This is a genomic window from Thermus caldifontis (assembly GCF_003336745.1).
In the GTDB taxonomy this organism is placed as follows: Bacteria; Deinococcota; Deinococci; order Deinococcales; family Thermaceae; genus Thermus; species Thermus caldifontis.
Genome location: NZ_QGMX01000012.1, coordinates 19,740 through 35,298 on the forward strand (window position 1 = coordinate 19,740; position 15,559 = coordinate 35,298).

The 15,559-nt window shown below is 65.7% G+C and carries 24 protein-coding genes; 1 reads left to right on the forward strand and 23 read right to left on the reverse strand.

From position 1 onward, the window contains the following. Nucleotides 1-6 precede the first annotated feature (6 nt). The 10 genes from DK874_RS08395 to DK874_RS08450 all read right to left on the reverse strand — a co-directional run bounded on the left by DK874_RS08395 (nt 7) and on the right by DK874_RS08450 (nt 5,038). Nucleotides 7-309 (reverse strand): SWIM zinc finger family protein, encoded by a 303-nt coding sequence (locus DK874_RS08395; RefSeq protein WP_114313575.1) that lies wholly within the window; start codon nt 307-309, stop codon nt 7-9. A gap of 55 nt (nt 310-364) precedes the next feature. Beyond that, on the reverse strand, nt 365-676 hold the full coding sequence (locus DK874_RS08400; protein WP_114313576.1) for a hypothetical protein: 312 nt from the start codon (nt 674-676) through the stop codon (nt 365-367). Between the two features lie 12 nt (nt 677-688). Further along, complete coding sequence (locus tag DK874_RS08405) at nt 689-928, reverse strand: hypothetical protein (RefSeq protein ID WP_114313577.1); 240 nt, start codon at nt 926-928, stop codon at nt 689-691. Further along, nucleotides 912-1,118 carry a hypothetical protein gene (locus DK874_RS08410; protein WP_114313578.1) on the reverse strand — a complete coding sequence of 69 codons (207 nt, stop codon included), beginning with the start codon at nt 1,116-1,118 and terminating at the stop codon, nt 912-914. The genes DK874_RS08405 and DK874_RS08410 overlap by 17 nt, the downstream gene beginning before the upstream one ends. A gap of 62 nt (nt 1,119-1,180) precedes the next feature. Continuing rightward, nucleotides 1,181-1,363: a hypothetical protein gene (locus DK874_RS08415; RefSeq protein ID WP_114313579.1), complete on the reverse strand. Its 183-nt coding sequence runs from the start codon at nt 1,361-1,363 to the stop codon at nt 1,181-1,183. Nucleotides 1,364-1,770: 407 nt separating this feature from the next. Continuing rightward, nucleotides 1,771-1,971: a hypothetical protein gene (locus tag DK874_RS08425; RefSeq protein WP_114313581.1), complete on the reverse strand. Its 201-nt coding sequence runs from the start codon at nt 1,969-1,971 to the stop codon at nt 1,771-1,773. A gap of 509 nt (nt 1,972-2,480) precedes the next feature. Then, nucleotides 2,481-3,461: a hypothetical protein gene (locus DK874_RS08435; RefSeq protein WP_114313583.1), complete on the reverse strand. Its 981-nt coding sequence runs from the start codon at nt 3,459-3,461 to the stop codon at nt 2,481-2,483. 105 nt (nt 3,462-3,566) lie between these two features. Beyond that, nucleotides 3,567-4,319, reverse strand: coding sequence for a sigma-70 domain-containing protein (locus DK874_RS08440; protein ID WP_114313584.1), 753 nt, complete (start codon nt 4,317-4,319; stop codon nt 3,567-3,569). A gap of 147 nt (nt 4,320-4,466) precedes the next feature. After that, nucleotides 4,467-4,763, reverse strand: coding sequence for a hypothetical protein (locus DK874_RS08445; RefSeq protein WP_114313585.1), 297 nt, complete (start codon nt 4,761-4,763; stop codon nt 4,467-4,469). Between the two features lie 71 nt (nt 4,764-4,834). Beyond that, nucleotides 4,835-5,038 (reverse strand): hypothetical protein, encoded by a 204-nt coding sequence (locus tag DK874_RS08450; RefSeq protein WP_114313586.1) that lies wholly within the window; start codon nt 5,036-5,038, stop codon nt 4,835-4,837. 66 nt (nt 5,039-5,104) lie between these two features. Between DK874_RS08450 and DK874_RS08455 the strand changes: the two genes are divergently transcribed. Then, nucleotides 5,105-5,407, forward strand: a complete 303-nt coding sequence (locus tag DK874_RS08455) for a hypothetical protein (protein WP_114313587.1) — start codon at nt 5,105-5,107, stop codon at nt 5,405-5,407. Nucleotides 5,408-5,473: 66 nt separating this feature from the next. Here the strand turns inward: DK874_RS08455 and DK874_RS08460 are convergent, their stop codons facing one another. The 13 genes from DK874_RS08460 to DK874_RS08520 are packed head-to-tail and all read right to left on the reverse strand — an operon-like array spanning nt 5,474 to nt 15,541. Continuing rightward, the gene (locus tag DK874_RS08460; RefSeq protein ID WP_114313588.1) at nt 5,474-6,010 is read right to left on the reverse strand and encodes a hypothetical protein; all 537 of its coding nucleotides are present in this window, start codon (nt 6,008-6,010) and stop codon (nt 5,474-5,476) included. Further along, entirely contained in the window at nt 5,970-6,632 is a 663-nt protein-coding gene (locus tag DK874_RS08465; protein ID WP_114313589.1) for a helix-turn-helix domain-containing protein, read from the reverse strand. The genes DK874_RS08460 and DK874_RS08465 overlap by 41 nt, the downstream gene beginning before the upstream one ends. Beyond that, on the reverse strand, nt 6,629-6,883 hold the full coding sequence (locus tag DK874_RS08470; protein ID WP_240307644.1) for a hypothetical protein: 255 nt from the start codon (nt 6,881-6,883) through the stop codon (nt 6,629-6,631). Before DK874_RS08470 ends, DK874_RS08465 begins: the two co-directional genes overlap by 4 nt. After that, nucleotides 6,880-7,992, reverse strand: a complete 1,113-nt coding sequence (locus tag DK874_RS08475; RefSeq protein WP_114313590.1) for a hypothetical protein — start codon at nt 7,990-7,992, stop codon at nt 6,880-6,882. The genes DK874_RS08470 and DK874_RS08475 overlap by 4 nt, the downstream gene beginning before the upstream one ends. Before the next feature lie 3 nt (nt 7,993-7,995). Continuing rightward, nucleotides 7,996-8,358, reverse strand: coding sequence for a hypothetical protein (locus tag DK874_RS08480; RefSeq protein ID WP_240307645.1), 363 nt, complete (start codon nt 8,356-8,358; stop codon nt 7,996-7,998). Next, the gene (locus tag DK874_RS08485) at nt 8,355-9,467 is read right to left on the reverse strand and encodes a DinB family protein (RefSeq protein WP_114313591.1); all 1,113 of its coding nucleotides are present in this window, start codon (nt 9,465-9,467) and stop codon (nt 8,355-8,357) included. The genes DK874_RS08480 and DK874_RS08485 overlap by 4 nt, the downstream gene beginning before the upstream one ends. Further along, on the reverse strand, nt 9,451-10,860 hold the full coding sequence (locus DK874_RS08490) for an S-layer homology domain-containing protein (RefSeq protein WP_114313592.1): 1,410 nt from the start codon (nt 10,858-10,860) through the stop codon (nt 9,451-9,453). Before DK874_RS08490 ends, DK874_RS08485 begins: the two co-directional genes overlap by 17 nt. A gap of 42 nt (nt 10,861-10,902) precedes the next feature. Continuing rightward, nucleotides 10,903-11,835 (reverse strand): AAA ATPase domain-containing protein, encoded by a 933-nt coding sequence (locus tag DK874_RS08495; RefSeq protein WP_114313593.1) that lies wholly within the window; start codon nt 11,833-11,835, stop codon nt 10,903-10,905. 3 nt (nt 11,836-11,838) lie between these two features. Next, on the reverse strand, nt 11,839-12,159 hold the full coding sequence (locus tag DK874_RS08500) for a hypothetical protein (RefSeq protein WP_114313594.1): 321 nt from the start codon (nt 12,157-12,159) through the stop codon (nt 11,839-11,841). Beyond that, complete coding sequence (locus tag DK874_RS08505; protein ID WP_114313595.1) at nt 12,159-12,611, reverse strand: lytic transglycosylase domain-containing protein; 453 nt, start codon at nt 12,609-12,611, stop codon at nt 12,159-12,161. The genes DK874_RS08500 and DK874_RS08505 overlap by 1 nt, the downstream gene beginning before the upstream one ends. Next, nucleotides 12,608-12,859 carry a hypothetical protein gene (locus DK874_RS08510; RefSeq protein ID WP_114313596.1) on the reverse strand — a complete coding sequence of 84 codons (252 nt, stop codon included), beginning with the start codon at nt 12,857-12,859 and terminating at the stop codon, nt 12,608-12,610. Before DK874_RS08510 ends, DK874_RS08505 begins: the two co-directional genes overlap by 4 nt. Next, complete coding sequence (locus DK874_RS08515; protein ID WP_240307646.1) at nt 12,856-13,164, reverse strand: hypothetical protein; 309 nt, start codon at nt 13,162-13,164, stop codon at nt 12,856-12,858. The genes DK874_RS08510 and DK874_RS08515 overlap by 4 nt, the downstream gene beginning before the upstream one ends. After that, nucleotides 13,136-15,541, reverse strand: a complete 2,406-nt coding sequence (locus DK874_RS08520) for a type IV secretory system conjugative DNA transfer family protein (protein WP_240307647.1) — start codon at nt 15,539-15,541, stop codon at nt 13,136-13,138. The genes DK874_RS08515 and DK874_RS08520 overlap by 29 nt, the downstream gene beginning before the upstream one ends. Between the last annotated feature and the right edge of the window lie 18 nt (nt 15,542-15,559).

A 15,559-nucleotide genomic window follows, 5' to 3' on the forward strand; every position in this document is an offset into this window, starting at 1 on the left:
TCTTCCTCAAGCCACGGCATGCACACTGTACGTCCTCTCCCCTTCCTCGGGGTGGGCTCCCAAGGCCCAGGCATACAGGGCCGAGGCCACCATGTGCTTGCATGGCCGTGTTTTGCCGTTTGTCCATGCGGGACAGGTGCAGGTTTCCCGCCCCAGGTCCACCAGGTAGAACCCCCCGCCCTCCTGGCTTTCCACAACAAAGACGTCCGGAAGGCCCCCCACCGGGTAGACCTTGCCCCTCTCCACCAAGTCCTTTGCCTTCTCCAGGCGATTCAAGAACCCGATCATCCTCTCCTTGAAGGGTTTCATCCCTGCCTCCTTTCACCCTTCCCCGAGGGGCCGCCAGGCCCCCCGGGTCTAGGTCCTAGACCACCTCAACGGCCCCCCTTTGCCAGAGGGTGCGGGCCACCTCTTCGTTCTCCAGGACGTCGCTGAGCTCCCGGAGCTCCCCCTGGTCCACGGAAACCAGGGCTTCCAGTTCCAGCCAGTCCTCCCCGGCAAGGCCCACGAGGACCTTCTTCTCCTCCTGCGAGAGGAACTCAAGGAGGCGGTGGATGAGGAGGTCCACCCCGTCGGGTTCATCCAAGGAGCCGGAGCCGTGTAGAGCCCGGAGGAGCACTTCCTCCAGGACACCTTCGGGCACCTTCAGGGTCTTTCCGTTAGCGATGATTACCATCTCTTCCTCCTTTCACCCTTTCCCGTGGGGCCGTAAGGCCCCTAAGGGAGCCTTGCACCTCACCGAAAGGGCATAGAGAGCCTCCCGCACCCGGCGCACCTCCTGGAGGTAGGCTTTGAGCTCCGCTTCGCCATACAGCAGGGCCTGCCCCTTTTGCTGCACGCGCAACAGGTCCTGGGCCTCAAGGGTAAGGAGCCTCCCCTCGCTGGCCAGCTCCGCCAAAATCTCATGGACCTTAGAGCCCTTCTTCATCCCACACCTCCTCATCTGCAATCCAAAGGAGGATGCCGTTAAGGTCCAACCGGGCCAACAAGCCCTTAGGCCCTATCAGGTGGAGTTCATCCCCCACCCGGAGGCTGTACACCCCCGGCTCCTCGTAGGCCAAGGCCCTGGCCTCCTCCCAAGGAAGGCCTCCTCTTGCCAGCAGCTCCTCCCGTAGCATCGTCCACCTCCTCTCTCACCCCTTTCCGCGGGGCCGCCAGGCCCCCCGGCCAGACGGGCAACCTACTCCACCCTTCGCATGGCCCAGGTAGCTAACGCGGCCAGGGTCAGGGCCAAATAACCCGCCCCCTTAGTGGGGGCACCGCAAACCTCGGAAAGGAGAAGGGGTTCGCACGGCCTGCTGGCGATAAACAAGCCAAGTCCGAGGACCAAAAGCACTCCGGGCAAGACCTTGATCCAAGCCATCCTTTATCTCCTTCACCCTTCCCCGGGGGGCCGTAAGGCCCCCCAGGCCCAACCCTAGAGCAACCGGTCCAAAGGCAGGGGTCCCCGCAACACCGGCAACCACTCCCTGGCCCAGGTGGCCACCGCCCGGCCCTTGGGCTTCCTGCTCCTGCGCACCTTAGGCGATGGCTCCCGACCAGTGCCCAAGCAGTGCGGGCACTCGATCCAGTAGAAGTCCGGTGGCTCGTCCCAGACCCCGATGGGGGGTCGGCCATCCCAAGTGTCCCAGAAACCCCCCTCTCCTCCGCACACGGAACACCGCATACGCACCTCCTTCACCCCTCCTCGAGGGGCCGCCAGGCCCCCTAAGCCTCTCCTCCCCCCTGGGAAGGAGAAAGGGGGCAGGATGGCCCCTGCCCCCGGCTCACCTACCTGTCGTAGGCGTAGCCCTCCCTAAAGACCAGGCCCGCCTCTTTGGCCTTGGCAAAGAGCTCCTGGCGCAAGGCCTCCAACTCCTTGGTCAGACCGTCCCCCCAATCTATCTCCGCCCTGAGCAGGTTGTAGAGCTGGCGAAGTTGCTGCCTGGAGAGGTGCACCTGCACCCTGTCCGTCACCGGCGCTCCTTGCATGGCTACCTCCTTTCACCCTTCCCCGAGGGGCCGCCAGGCCCCCCTAGCCCTGGAAGGGTTGGCGTGGGGATGCCGGGACCGGGGCAGAGGGGTTGCTCGGGAGCAAGGGGGCGTCTTAGCTACACGATCCTGGATGCTCGAGGCCTATAAAACCGTGTAGCTAAGACAGCCCAGCCCCAAGGCCGCCCCACCAGCTCTCACCCCCACGAAGCACACCACAAGGTTGTGCCCGGCCCAGGGGATGCGCACTACCTGGTTGTGCCCGGCTAAGGTGATGAGCACAACACCGCCACGCTCACGCTGGAGGGCGAGCACCACAGCGTTGTGCTCGGCCAAGGAGGTGCACACCACAAGGTTGTGCCCGGCCCAGGGGGTGCGCACAACAAAAACGGGGCCGGGTGGGGGGAGGGGGGAGGTAAATGGCAACATTTGAGGGGGAAAGAGGCTTGCGGAAAACAGAAACCCCCGGAAGGATAAGGCAGTCCTTCCAGGGGAAAAGGTTGCCTACGCTACGCTTTGTATGCGTTGACGGTGAGAACGACTTCCGTTGGGCCGTGGTAGGCGACGGCCTTCACGGGAGCCTGCATGAGGTCTTCGAGGACCTTGGCCAGGTGCCGGAGTACGGCGATCTCCTCCACTAGGCGGGTGATCTTGGCACCGGAAGGCGTGAATGGGGCGAACTGGGCCACCAAGGAGATCAAAGCCCTGGTGGTCCACTCCCCTTCCTCCACCAGCTTCACGGCCTTGTCCAAGGCCAGGAGTGCCTGAGTTATTCTGGCCTTCCTGACCTCCCACCCATCGTGAACACGCCGTGCGGCTACCTGCCCCTGGTCCACCAGGGTATCCACCTGGCGGATGGCCTCTGCCAGCTCCCTTTCCTTCGTGGGGATGCGGTCCACGAAGGCGGGAAGCTCCCGAAGCTCTCCCTTCCAGCCCAAGAAGAGCAGCTTCTCCTCCAGGTCAGCAGGCAACAGGCTGCGCATGAAGTGGGGGTTGTCCTCGTACTCCAGGGCTTCCTCCCAGGCCGAGGGCCCCAGGACCTCCTGGCCCGTGGAGAGGAAGTTTTCCACCCACTCCTTTGCCTCCTGCACCCTCCTGTCCCGAAGGGCCCAGTAGGGGCTGTCCTTTGCCATGGGCAAGTCGTGAGGATAGACGGTGTACCTAACCCCCTCAGGGCTGGTCCAGGACCAGGACTTGGACTTGGGCTGCTTGCGCTCCTTCTTGCCCTCACCCAACCGGACCACGGTGGGAGAGGGGGAGGGCGCAATACGCTCCCGGAGGCGATTGAGGGCGACCTGTACGGCTGCGGTAAAGGCAGGCGGGCAGTCCCTGTCCACCAGGATGTAACCCTCTTTCGCCGCCACCTCCATCAGCCGCTTGACCTCCTCGTCCCTCCTCCAGAGCCTGCGGAGAGCCTCTATGGCCTCCTCTACGGACCCCTCTGGCCTACCGGCCGCCCAAAAGAGATGCCTTACGCTGACCTTTTTCATGTTGTACCTCCATCCACATATTACCACTTCATTGCTATGTTGGCAATCAAAAACAGAAACCCCCGGAAGGATAAGGCAGTCCTTCCAGGGGACAAGGTCGCTGGCCTATACCGCCTGCGTCTGGGTCATGGCCTGCTTAAGGGCCTTTTCCAGTTGGGCAAGCTGCTCCTCCTCCAGGGCCTCTCCGTTGAGGAAGGCATTGAGGAAGGCATCCACCTCCTCTGCCCCGAGCCTCTGTCGGAGGCGGTACCGCTCGATCGCCTCCTCCAGAAACTCAAAGGCGTCGTGGGCGTCCTCCTGGGCGAGGAACTCCCGGTAGGGGGTACCCTCCTCGGTGTGGTCGTCAAGGCTCAGAATCTCCTCCGCCTCGGCGAGGGCCAAGGCTTCCACCACCACCTCTTGGGGCACCCCGAGCTCCTCGGCGATCTCCTCAGGACGGGGTTCCCGCCCAAGGTCCGCCTGGAGCCTGGCCACCGTCCTCTTAAGGGTGGCGACCAGTCGGGAGGACCTGTAGCCGATACCCCGGGAGCGGTAAAACCACTCCCGCACGGCCCTGTCCGCCTCCACCTCAACCCAGAAGGTTATCCACTTGCCGGAGGGCAGCTCCCTCCTCCCGCTCCTCCAGGCCTTGAGGGTAACCAGGATGTGGTAGGCCACCTCCTGGATGAGGTCGAGGGTCTCGTCACCCAGCAGGTGGGCCTTCTCCAGGCCCTTCTTCATGGCAATGGGATAGTAGTGCCGAAGAAGGGCCTCATCTCCCCCGCCAGACCAGAAGAACTCCCTCATGACCTCTTCCCTCGTGGCCAGTGGCCGGGCCGCCTCTGCCATGAGCCTGAGCGTGTCCTTTATGGCCTTCATGTTGTACCTCCACCCGCATAGTACTACTACTTGATGCGGGGAGGCAAGGGGCATATAATGCTATTGCTGGCCTAGGCTGCCTGAGCCTGGCCTGATGTTGTACCTCCACCGAGTAGGCCCCTGGGGAAACCTGGGGGCCGAAAGGTTTTATTGGCCCTTCCTCAGGCGCTCTACCTCCTCCCTCAACTGGCGCACCTCCTCCAGCAGAGCCCATTGGGGTTCCCGCTTACGGCGTGCCAGGTCTGCGTTGCCCTTGACCATGGCCAGGGCGAAGAAGAGAATTAAAGCGGCCACCAGCAGGGCTACCCCTGGCATGATGCGCATCAGGTAAAACCAGTACCCGGCCCCAAGAAGCCCCCAGCCCAGGGGGCTCGTGGCCACACGGGCAAAAGCCCCTTTGGCCAGAAGGGCGTTCAGGTGGCGGATTTTCCCGTTGATCCTCATAGCTCCCATTCTAGACAGAAATCCCCGGAAGGATAAGGCAGTCCTTCTGGGGATGAGAAAGGGCTGGAAGGCTACTCGACCACGTGGACGGGCTCAAAGCCTGCCCACATGACGGCAGCAAGAAGCTGTGCCTCCGAGGCCTGCACCTCGAGGGCCGGCCAGGTCCAGCCCAGGTCCCTCCGGATCTGCACCGGAGTCGGAACCGCCCTGGCCAAAGCGTGAGCAAAAGCCTCCACCTGCCGTTCCTCCTTGAAGAGCAGCACCTTCCTTTCCATGGCAACCTCATACTATCCCTATACGCCTATACTTGCAACTCATGCCCAGTATGGTAGGCTAGAGGCATGCTCCCCGAAACCTTCCGTGAGTACGCAAAGCCTAAGGGCTTGGGCCGGGAGTACCTGGAGAACCTGGCGGGTTTCTTCCTGGTGGTGGCCAAGGATAACGGGGAGGAGGAAGAGGTGGGCCTTTTGCTGGGAGAGGACCCCGCCCTGGGTCCGTACCTGGACGTGGACCTCAGGCGGGCACCCAAGACCCACGCTTGGCTCAGTGCCTTCCGTGAAGCCGCCCAGGAGGGGGCCACCGTGGTGGTCCAGAAACGGGCCTTAAAGGCGGTGGTGGTCCCTAGGAGGAGGGGGAGGGCTTGATATACTGACCTTGGAAGGCTACGCCTTCCTTTCCATGGCACCCCAGGGCTTCTTGCCCTGGGGCTTTCAGCTCTTGGTCAGCATGGCCTTGAAGAGGGCGGTGAACCCGTAGAGCAGCATGGGCCGGTCCATGGACCGGAAGCTGGATGGTCCATGGGATAGGGGGAGCTGGTCCGCTACCCATGCCCCCAGGGGCACCAGCAGGCCTGCCGGTCCGTAGACGGCCACACCCGCCATGGCCTGGCCCACCACCCGGACCCAGCCGGTCCGCTGGGTTAGGACCACACCCAGGGGGGCTAACCACAGGCCCCTGAACAGGAGGCCGGATAGGGCGAAGACCAGCACCGCCAGCACGGTCCACCAGCCCCGCCTCTCCCAGAGGGCCACCACGCCCCGGCCCACCCAAAGGGCCAGGGGCAGGTTGCCCCCTGTCATGCCCAGCCCCATCCACCCCAGGGTGCTGAAGAGGGCCTCCTTCCAACCAAAGCGCCGGTCCCACAGGCCACCCGTGGCCAGACCGCCATAGGCCCCCTCGAGGACCCCCGCCACCACACCCAGGGCCTCAGGCGGTAGCCCTTTCCCGTTTGCGGTAGATGCCGCCATCCGTCTCCACCAGGCCCAGGTCCACCAGCCGCTTCAGCCTACGGATCACGGTGGACTTGGGTAGGGCGAGCTCCCGGGCCAAGGCGCTGGGTCCCTTTGGGCTGGCCAGGGCCTCCAAGAGGGCGTGGTCCACCTCTTGGTCCACCGGGGTCCAGCCGGACCGGTCCGCTGTGGGGTCCCCTACCCCAGGCTGGACCGGGGTAGGAGCAGCCTTCCCAAGCTCCCGGTCCAACCCGGTCCGGCTTGGTTCAGGGACCTGGGAAAGCCCTAGGCCCATGGAGGTGAAGTTCCCCCAAAACACCACGGAGGCGCCCACCAGGCTACCCCACAGCGCCCAGGCTGAACCCAGCACCACGGAGGCGAAGGAGAGGTAAAAGGTGGCCACCTCCACGGCAAAGGCGATGAAGGGGGAGGCCTTCACCCCTGGGGAGTCAAAGCGGGCGTAGTAGTGCCGCAGGTGGGCGTAGCTGGCGGCCAGGGCTATCGCATACACCCCCACCCCCACCCAGGCCAGGAAAGGGACCTTGTCCGAGGCCTCCCCCACCACCTTGCCGGTGATGAAGCCCACCACCGGCATGGCGGAGGCGGCGATGGCCGCCTGCAGATAGAGGCCTGCCCTCATCCCGCCCTCCTGGACCGGATGAGACGCCTGGCCGCCAGCAGCAGGCCCAGGGCCAGGAGGGTGAGGCCTGCTCCCAGGCCCAAGCCCACCTTCAGCCCCTGGTCCGCCCCCACAGCCCAGGCTGCGTAGATCACCTCGGCGGGAACCTGGTGGTCGCCCACCTGCACCACCCCGTGCACGTTAGCCCGGAACATGCTGCGGGGGAGGACCAGCACCATATCCCCTGTCTGGATGGTGATGGCGTCCTTCACTCTTTCCCCCCAAAAAGGCCGAAGAGGCCCTTGTTGCGCTCCTTTGCATTCAGGGTGCGGCGGAAAGCCTCCGTGATCCGCTTGGCCCATTCCTCCAGGGCCTTGAGGCGGGGCTCCACCTCCCCCCGCCATAGGTCCGTGGCCAGGTGGATCCGCTCCTCCACCTCGGCCATCACCTCTCCCTTAAGGGTGCGCAAGGCGCTTTCCCACGGTCGGGCGGGCTCCTTTTCCTTTGCCTTCGCCTCCAGCCCCTCCCTAAGGGCCTCCACCTGCGCCCGGAGGCGCAAGATGCCGTCTTTCAGGCCCCCGTACCGGGTGGCCTCCCGGTTCAGCCGCTTTTCCAGCGCCTCCAGCCTCCTGGCCAGCTCCTCCACCTGGGCCGTCAGCCGGCCTATGTGGATGTAGAGGTCGCCCCGATACGGGCTTTGCCCGTAGCCGTGCACCGCTACCTCGTCCTGGTCCATCCCGGAGGCGGTAGGGGGCACCAGGTCTACCAGGCTCAGAATCTCCTCCGCCTGCCGCCTGGAGGCGTAAAGCCTCTCCTCGGCTTCCTTGACCTGCTCAAAGGCCCAGCGCCGGCCCTTGGCCGGGTCGTAGAGGAGGACGGCCTTCTCCAGGCGCTCCCGGTAACTGGGGTCCCTAGAGGGGTCCTGGCCGAAGACCACACGGTAGGCCTGCTGCCACTTGTCCCTTACGGGGCGCTCCTGGGCCTTCGCCTCGTTGGCGGGGGCCTCCGCCTCTGCCTCTGGCGTCGGCTCTGCTCCTTGGTCCTGGGCAGGGCTTGGGGCCGCCTCTGCCTCACTGGGACGGGCCGGGTTTTCCCCGGGCAAAGCGTCCGCTTCCTTTTCCTCCTTTGCCATCCCCACCCCGAGCCCCTCGAAGGCCGCCTCATAGCTCTCTGCTAGGCGTTCCTCCACCATCACTCTGGCGGTCTGCAGGTAGGGCTCGTCCAGGGGAGTGGGCCAGCGGCCTGTGAGGGCCTTAAAAACGTCCTTGGCCCTCCGGGTTACTTCCGTGTGCTGGGCCTTGGCCACCAGGTCGTGGGCCACCTCCGGTTCCCAGGCTCCTAACCGCTCCAGTATGGTCTGCCAAATCTCCTCTTGCACCATGGGTTACCCCCGCATTTGGAAGTAAAGGGCCAGGTACATGCCCAGCATGGCGGGGAAGAAGGGGATGAGAAACCCCCATCCCTCCTCCTCCCGCCGCAAGAAGGCGTCGGCGGTCAGGGCCAGGGCCAGGTAGGCCATGGCCGCATAGGGTCCTCCCAGGTACAGGACCATCCCTCCTGCCAGCCCCAGCACAGCCCCGCCGTACAGGACCCCCACCCGGCCCCGGAAGAGGTAGCGGAGGAGGGGGGATAGGACGAACAAGGTGGTGGCTCCATTCTGGTCCAGGGTTTCCACCAAAAAGTAGGCGGCCATAAGGCCCACCGTGGCCAGGCCCACCAGCGGCGCTAGGCTCCGGACCTGGCTCACGGGAGGACCACCCTCCTCTCGCCATCCACCAGCTCCACCACCCCCTGCGTGGTGCGACTGCCCACCAGTCGGAAAAGGACCATGCGGCCCGTGGGCACAGAAAGGGTGGCCACCCCGTTCACCACCATGCCCCTATCCGCCAGGCGGTATCCGTCGTAGCCCACCGGGGACGGATCGCCATAGAGGGCTACTCCCTCCTGGTCCTCGGGGCGCAACCACACTTCCCCGTAAGCGGTGGTGTCCACGGTAAAGCCCGGGGCGGTGAGCTCCACCTGCACCCGCTTGCGGGCCATGGATACGCTCCGGCTCTCCCCAGCCCTGGCGGTCACCTGGCCCTCCTGGAAGGCGAAGCCATCCCGGTACGCCCGCACCAGGATGGTGCGGTAACTCCCATCGGGCGGGGTGAGGGTCAGGGTAAAGGGAGGGGTGCAGGACTGCCCTGCCTCCACCTGGCCCAGGAGGGCTACCACACAGGAAACCCCACCTGCAAGCCCCTCTGGGGTGAGGCGGATGGGGGCGTACCGGGGCTCATCCACCCGAATGCGCATGCCGTCCGTGGGTGTGTTCACCAGCACCTGGGCCTCCCCTCCTCCTTCCTCCCGCACCCGTATCCCTGCTCTAGGAGCCGTGGGGAGGCTGAGGGTGCCCCTGCTCTCCCTGGCCACCAGCACCATGCCCTCCAGGCCAACCGGTGGCGGATCGGGGAAGGTGGTGGTCCCAAAGGCCCAGGCGCTGTCCACATAGGCCTCGTAGATAGCCCCCCTCGAGGCCCATGGGGCCTCCACCTCCACGCTGACCATCCGCCGCCTTACCTCCACCCGGGCCGTGGTGCCGGGCGCCAACCTGACCTGCCCTGAGAACTCCTGAACGGGGAGGCCCTGCCAGTCCACCCCCACCTCCACAGGCAGCTCTCCGGAAAGGCCGCTAAAGCGGAAGGTGGACCCCTGGCAACGGCTTTGAGCCTGCCCTGCCACCTTCACGGTGATGCAGGCCCCTTCCGGGGCTCCCACCACCTCCAGCTTGGCGGGGCCGGAAAACTCCCCTTGGAGCGCGGTGCACCCGGCCAGGGAGAGGGCCAGGACCAGGAGGCCTTTAGAAGCGAACCTCATAGGCCACCTCTACCCTGCCGTAGAAACCCGTGGCGGCGGTGAACCGGAAGCGGTCCACATGGGAGGCCACGCCATAGCCCAGGAGCCCATCCCGATACCCGGCGGCCACGGAAATGCGGTAGGGGGACAGGACAATGCGTGCCCTGCCCTCCAACTGGAAGGCAGCATCCCGGCCAATGTCCTCATGGGGCACGGCGTAGGCCAGATGCGCCTCCACGGGTGCGTAGGCCACCACTGCAAAAAGAGCCGAAAGGGGCGTATCCTGGCCGCCAAGCCCCCAGTATCGGGCGTACCCCAGGGTAAGGTCCACAGGACCCAGGGGAAGCCCCGCCTGAACCTCCACGAAGGGGCGGCCCAGCTCGCCACCTACCAGGCCGGCTCCTGCCGCCAGACGAGCGTACACCCCAGGCAGAAGCCCCCCCTGGCGCTGGTGCTCCACATAGGCGGTGGTGAAGTAGTAGCCACCTTCTGCGGCCCCCAGCTCCCCCAGGAAGCGGATGCCCTGGAAGAGGCCGTAGCGGACCACGATCTCCCTCCTTCCCCCCAGGTCCCGGTAGGCCAGGGTAACGTCCTCACCGAAGGAGGCCTTCACCTGGTCGGTGCCCAGACGCACCTGGGCGTTGCCGTAGCCCAGCTCCAGCCCACCGAAGGGGCCACCCTCCCCTGTGCCCACATATACCTCCCCTTGGGGCCGGGCCTCTAGGGCCTTTTCCAGTTGGGCAGTTCGCTCCTCCACGGCATACAGACGCCGGCCCACCGCCTGGGCGTCCTTCAGCCGGGCATCCTCAGCGCCCTTGAGCTGGCTCACCAGCTCGTCCACAGCCTTCTCCACCACCTGTAGCCGCCCTTCCAGGGCGCTGAGCCGGGCGAGCTGCTCCCGGTAGGCGGCGTCTGCCCGGGCCAACGCCTCCTGCAGGGCCTTCTGCCCGTCGCCCAAGGTAGCCACCTGACCTGCGGCATCCAGGGCCGCCGCCAGGGCCGCCCTCAGCTCCTCCAGGTCCTCCTCGAGGGTGGATAGCCGTACCCCATACTCCTCCAGGGCCTGCTGGACCTCTGCCGTGGTCTCCCTCAAGGAGGCCAGCTCGGAGAGGGCCTCGGCGATCCGCTCCGGGGTGAGGTTGGCCTCCTCGAGGGTCCTCCTCACCCGGGCCAGAACCTCCTCGGTCCAGGTCAGGTAGGCCCGGTACAGCATGACGGCAGCCTGGTAGCGGTTCACCCCCTGGGTGCCCCTGAAGGTGCCATCGGGGTAGCCCGTCACGATGCCCTTCTCCAAAAGGTCCCTGACCGCCCTTTCCGCCCAGTGACCTTGCGGCACATCCGCCATCTGCGCCTGCGCCTGGGCCACCAGGAAGCCGAAACCAGCCGCCAACAGATACTTGGGAAGGTGCGCCATAGCAGTAATATACTACCACTTAAAACAGTTTATCGCAACATTTTATGGGCCAATAGCCACCCCTTCTGGCTCCCGCCCCTGGAGGAGGTCGTCCACGGCCTGGGCCAGGTTGGGGTAGAACAGGAACCTCCCCTTGGCTACCACCTGCAGGGCAGCGGAAAAGGCCGGGCGGGACCGCCGCTCCCTGACCCTCAGGTCCGGGTCCCCCAAGACGGGGTGTAGGGCTGGGTTTTCCAGCACGTCCAGAAGCCTCTCCCCGTGGGCCGTGGCCACCACCCTCACCCCCCTGCGGCTGGCGGTGAGGCACTCCTGAACGTCCTCGTTGTAGCCGATCTCATCCACCACCACCACCTCCGGGGAGTGGTTGGCAATGGCTTGGTAAATGATCCGGCCCTGGTGCCGGCTAGGGGGGTCCGGGACCTGCATGCGCCGTGCTGGGCGGATCCCAGGGTGGGGTATGGTGCCGTCCCCCCCGATTTCGTTGGAGGTGTCCACGGCCACCACCCGGCTTCCGTAGACCTCGGCCAGGATGCGCACGATGTCCCGAAGGAGGGTGGTCTTTCCGGTGCGGGGAGGCCCCACCACCAGGAGGCTTCCCCCCGTTTCCACCAAATAGGGCCTTAGGGGCTCCGCCACCCCCTGGATGAACTTCCCCACCCGGATGGTGATGCCGGCCATCTCCCCCAGACCGGTGAGGATGCGGCTGATGCGGTGAAGGGTCCCCTCGAGGCCGGCCCGGTTGTTCTCCTTGAACCCGCCCACCCGGTGGAGGACAAAGTCCAGGTCCTCCTTCCGCACCTCCCGCTCCGAGTAGAGGGTCTTGCCGTCCACGGTGTAGGCCAGCTGGTAGCCGAGGTCCATGGCGATCTCTTCCAGGCTGGCCCCATACCCTTCCACCTCCCGCCTAACCCAAGGCGGGAGGCGCTCCATCAACAGGGCGAACTCCCTCTCAAAGCCTTCCCTAAGGGCCACCATCGCTCACCTGTCCGATATCCCTGAGAGAAACCCCACGATCACCCCCAAGGAGAGCCCCATGGGGGCTCCCATGAGGAGGGTCCAGGCGCTCCGGAAAAATCCCTCCACCACCAGCACCAGGGTCCCGGGATCGGCCCGGCCCAGCAGGAATGCCAGGGCGTACAGCAGGGCTAGGGGTGGGACCACCGCCAGGGCAAACCTGCCCAGGGCGTAGCCGCCGAGGAGCCCTGTTCCCAGGTAGACCCAGGCCTGGGGCTGGGCGAAAGCCTCCCCCACCCGGCAAAGCCACTCCACCACGGGCACCTGGGGCAGGCTCGGGCACATCACCCCCTCCCCCTCCGAAAGGCCCAGTAGGTGGCCAGCACCCGCTCCACATACCGCCGGGTGGAGGCGGGTATCCGCCCTGCCTTAACCGCCCCCAGGCCAGCATTGTAGGCGGCCAGGGCCAGCCGCCAGTTGTGGGTGGCGTCCCAAAGTTCCCTCAGGTGCTTGGCCGTGGCCCAAAGGGCCCAGTCAGGGTGGGAGCGCCACTCAGGGGGGGCTCCCGTGGTCCGGACCCAGGTGCCCGGCATGAACTGCCCCAGGCCCACCTCCCCCGCCTTGCCCACGGCCTGGGGGCAGTAGCCGCTTTCGGTCCAGACCACGGCGGCTACCAGGTAAGGGTCTACGCCCCAGGCCTGGGCGTAGTACCAGGTGCGCTCCCACAGGCCTTTGGGGACATAGCCACAGGCCAGGGCCTCCAGGAAAAGGATGCCTAGGGCCAACCAGCGTTTCATGGGATGTCGTGTACCTCAGTAGGTGGCTGGTCCTTGGTCCTGACAGCCAGGTAGGCCATGTAGGCCCGTATGGCCTTAAGCTCTGCGTAGATGTGCCCCAGAAGGGCGATCCCGAACCCATAGAGCCCCAGGATCAGACCCAGGCCTAGGCCCGTGCCGTCTAGGCGAAAAAGGGACAGAAGGGCTATGGCGGCGCCCAGGAAGCCGATGCCCCTGCCTACCAGTTGGGTGGTCCTCTCTACCTTCATCGTGTACCTCCCCGTCGGGCATACTCCTCCAGGTACAGGCGGTGGATCCAGTCCTCCACGGAAAAAGGGGTGGCCCGGATAAAGGCCTGGTAAAAGCGGTGCACCAGGGGTTCCGGCTTGGCCTCCTCCAAGGTGGTGGCCACGTAGCCTCGCCGCACATGGAAGGCCAGGGTGCGGTCCACCACCGCATACTCGCCGTCCAACTGGGGCGCATAGCGCACCGCAACCCCAGCCAGGGCCAGGGAGGGGGCATAGCTGGCGCGGTGCTGGATGCCGCTAGGAGTGGTGAGTAGGTACACCTTCACCCCCCTCTCCACCCTGGCCACCCGTAGGGCTTCCGCCAAGGGCTTCTGGTCCAAAAGCGCCATCTGCAACAATATCTCCCCCGTTGCGGCTTTGAGGATCTCCGCCGCCTCCTGCGGCGTGTACACCTTCGGGGTGGCCGGGGTCTGGCCTAGAGCAACGGAAGCCAGCCAGGCCAAGCCCAGGGCGTATGCGTACGGTCTCACCATCCACCTCCACTGCGGTACCGCACAGGCTGTGCAGGAGCACATCCTCCCCCTTTTCCTTGGGAAGCTGGATCACCTCGGGGGGCGGGCCTTCGTTCTCCTTGTGCCACCGCTCCAACACCCGACACCAGCGGATGAGGGCTCGGTAGCTGGCCCGGGCCTCCTGCTCCAGGGTCTCTAGACCCCGCTTGGTCAGTTCCAGCCGTGCCGGGTTTTCGGAGACGTGGCACCATCCCCGTTTGGCCCACGCGGGCTCGGGAAGAGGGAAACCCTCCGGCAGGTAGATCTCCAGGAGGGTGGTTTCCCGCCCCCTGTAGTACCGCTTGAACCGGGGAAGAAGCCTGGTCAGGGCCTCCAGGTAGAGGACCAGGCTTTCCACGGTGGAAGGCTCCTCAGCCCAGGGCGTGGACATCGGGGAGGGGTGCGCCGCCTGGGAGGAGGGCGGGGACACCTGGAGCCTTTGCCGGGAGAGGGGAATCCCTGCGGACCGTAGCTCCTGGGTCCTGGCTTTGCTCCAGAGGCGATGGAGGAGGTGCTCCTTCCTCCACATGCCAAAGAGGGTCACGCGCACGGGGGGCACCCCCTCCAAAAGGACCACCGCCTCCCCCTTGGCGGCCACCCGCATCTCCTCTACGGAGAGGAGGGGCCGGGCCACCTCCTGCTCCCGCTGGCTCCGGCCCGTGGGGATGGGCAGCATGCTCTTGCGGGTGGCCCCCCGGGCCTCCTGTAGCACGGTGGTTTGCCCCAAGACTTCCGATAGCCTCTCCGCATCCCCGTCAGATAGACCGGAGAGGAAGTACACCCGTTGGGCGAAGGTGCCCTCAATGGCCGCCCACTCCTCCTCGCCGTACACGGCCCGGCCCTGGTCCGTGTTCTGTACGGCGATGTGGTAGGCCACCCTACGGGAGCGCATGGTACCGAGGTTCTCCTTGATGCCGGGCAGGAAGCCGAAGTTGGGAAACTCGTCCCAGTAAACGCTGGTGGGCACCTTTAAGCGGCCACCGTTTTGGTTGGCGTACTGCAGGGTCTTGAGGTCCACGATGCGCTTCAGCAGCTTCAGCAGCACATACCCAGAGGCATTGTCGCCAATGAGCTCCTGCGGCACCCCTATATAGACCAGGCTGGGCTCGGAAAACACCCGCTTCCAGGGCACCTCAAAGGCTCCGGGCTCCGTGGCCATGGCCAGGGCCGGATCCAACCACACGGAAAGCCGGTTTCTGGCCCCGTTGAGGATGCCCGCCAGCTGGTCGTGGCGCATCTCGAGCAGGGTCTTCAACTCCAGCTGGAGGTAGGGGCGCACCTCCACGTATGCCTTCAGGCCGGCCACGCCTTCACCAAGCACGCGGTAGATGTGCGCCAGGGAATAGCGCCCCTCCACCCCTTCCGTGTGGATGAGGCCCTGGAGTAGGGTGCGCTCCAACCCCGGGTAGAACTCCTTGGAATCCGGCACCTTGGGGTTTCGGGGCACGAAGATTTCGGCAATCAGCTTGGCCTGGATGGGGTCCTCGGCTCCCTCCAGGAAGTTGATGCGATAGGAGCGCTCCCCCCATGGGGTAAAGGGGTAGACGGGCCGGCCAAAGTGGGTGTAGTAGTTCATGGCCTCCATGAGGCCGCCCTTGTCGGGGTACTTGAGGTCGTAGACGATGGCGCTCCATCCCTCCTTGGCGTCCAAAAGCAGGTTGGGGAGGTAGTACCCCGAGGTCTTGCCGTGCCCGGGCTTGCCCACCACCAAGGTGTGGGCCACCCGCCCCGCCTCGGGAACCCGGATGGGGTTCCGCCCCATCTGCCCGTACCACCCGCTCCCCTTCTCCGTGAGGTAAGGGGCCAGGTCCTTGGGGGTGGCCCAGCGCCCAAGCCCGGGCATTTTCCTGGGCCTTGGGGGGTTATATACAAAGGGTGAGAGGCCCAGCACAAACCCCAGCACCAGGACCACCCGTAGGAGGTCGTAGTCCAGGCGCTGCATCCAGAGCTGGTTCAGCTGGTCCCCGCAAGGGGTATTGAGGGCCATCATACACGGGGCCATGAAGGCCGCCCCACGGGCCCCTGGCCGGCCTATGGCCCGGTCCCATCCCGCCTGGGCCAGGAGGTCTGCCGCCTCGAGGCCACCCCTGAGTCCCAGGTAGAACACCCCCCCCAAAGACCCCAGGAAGAGGGCAAAGCCCAGGGCGCGCAATGCCTTCAGCCAGGGAGG

Excerpts from the sequence above, each read along its gene's own strand:
- DK874_RS08490 (WP_114313592.1), bottom strand. The coding sequence starts at position 10,860 with ATGGCGCACCTTCCCAAGTATCTGTTGGCGGCTGGTTTCGGCTTCCTG.
- DK874_RS08395 (WP_114313575.1), bottom strand. The coding sequence starts at position 309 with ATGAAACCCTTCAAGGAGAGGATGATCGGGTTCTTGAATCGCCTGGAG.
- DK874_RS08455 (WP_114313587.1), top strand. The coding sequence starts at position 5,105 with ATGCTCCCCGAAACCTTCCGTGAGTACGCAAAGCCTAAGGGCTTGGGC.
- DK874_RS08505 (WP_114313595.1), bottom strand. The coding sequence starts at position 12,611 with ATGAAACGCTGGTTGGCCCTAGGCATCCTTTTCCTGGAGGCCCTGGCC.
- DK874_RS08495 (WP_114313593.1), bottom strand. The coding sequence starts at position 11,835 with ATGGTGGCCCTTAGGGAAGGCTTTGAGAGGGAGTTCGCCCTGTTGATG.
- DK874_RS08440 (WP_114313584.1), bottom strand. The coding sequence starts at position 4,319 with ATGAAGGCCATAAAGGACACGCTCAGGCTCATGGCAGAGGCGGCCCGG.
- DK874_RS08415 (WP_114313579.1), bottom strand. The coding sequence starts at position 1,363 with ATGGCTTGGATCAAGGTCTTGCCCGGAGTGCTTTTGGTCCTCGGACTT.
- DK874_RS08435 (WP_114313583.1), bottom strand. The coding sequence starts at position 3,461 with ATGAAAAAGGTCAGCGTAAGGCATCTCTTTTGGGCGGCCGGTAGGCCA.
- DK874_RS08465 (WP_114313589.1), bottom strand. The coding sequence starts at position 6,632 with ATGAGGGCAGGCCTCTATCTGCAGGCGGCCATCGCCGCCTCCGCCATG.
- DK874_RS08405 (WP_114313577.1), bottom strand. The coding sequence starts at position 928 with ATGAAGAAGGGCTCTAAGGTCCATGAGATTTTGGCGGAGCTGGCCAGC.
- DK874_RS08500 (WP_114313594.1), bottom strand. The coding sequence starts at position 12,159 with ATGTGCCCGAGCCTGCCCCAGGTGCCCGTGGTGGAGTGGCTTTGCCGG.
- DK874_RS08450 (WP_114313586.1), bottom strand. The coding sequence starts at position 5,038 with ATGGAAAGGAAGGTGCTGCTCTTCAAGGAGGAACGGCAGGTGGAGGCT.
- DK874_RS08510 (WP_114313596.1), bottom strand. The coding sequence starts at position 12,859 with ATGAAGGTAGAGAGGACCACCCAACTGGTAGGCAGGGGCATCGGCTTC.
- DK874_RS08445 (WP_114313585.1), bottom strand. The coding sequence starts at position 4,763 with ATGAGGATCAACGGGAAAATCCGCCACCTGAACGCCCTTCTGGCCAAA.
- DK874_RS08485 (WP_114313591.1), bottom strand. The coding sequence starts at position 9,467 with ATGAGGTTCGCTTCTAAAGGCCTCCTGGTCCTGGCCCTCTCCCTGGCC.
- DK874_RS08460 (WP_114313588.1), bottom strand. The coding sequence starts at position 6,010 with ATGGCGGCATCTACCGCAAACGGGAAAGGGCTACCGCCTGAGGCCCTG.
- DK874_RS08400 (WP_114313576.1), bottom strand. The coding sequence starts at position 676 with ATGGTAATCATCGCTAACGGAAAGACCCTGAAGGTGCCCGAAGGTGTC.
- DK874_RS08425 (WP_114313581.1), bottom strand. The coding sequence starts at position 1,971 with ATGCAAGGAGCGCCGGTGACGGACAGGGTGCAGGTGCACCTCTCCAGG.
- DK874_RS08475 (WP_114313590.1), bottom strand. The coding sequence starts at position 7,992 with ATGGTGCAAGAGGAGATTTGGCAGACCATACTGGAGCGGTTAGGAGCC.
- DK874_RS08410 (WP_114313578.1), bottom strand. The coding sequence starts at position 1,118 with ATGCTACGGGAGGAGCTGCTGGCAAGAGGAGGCCTTCCTTGGGAGGAG.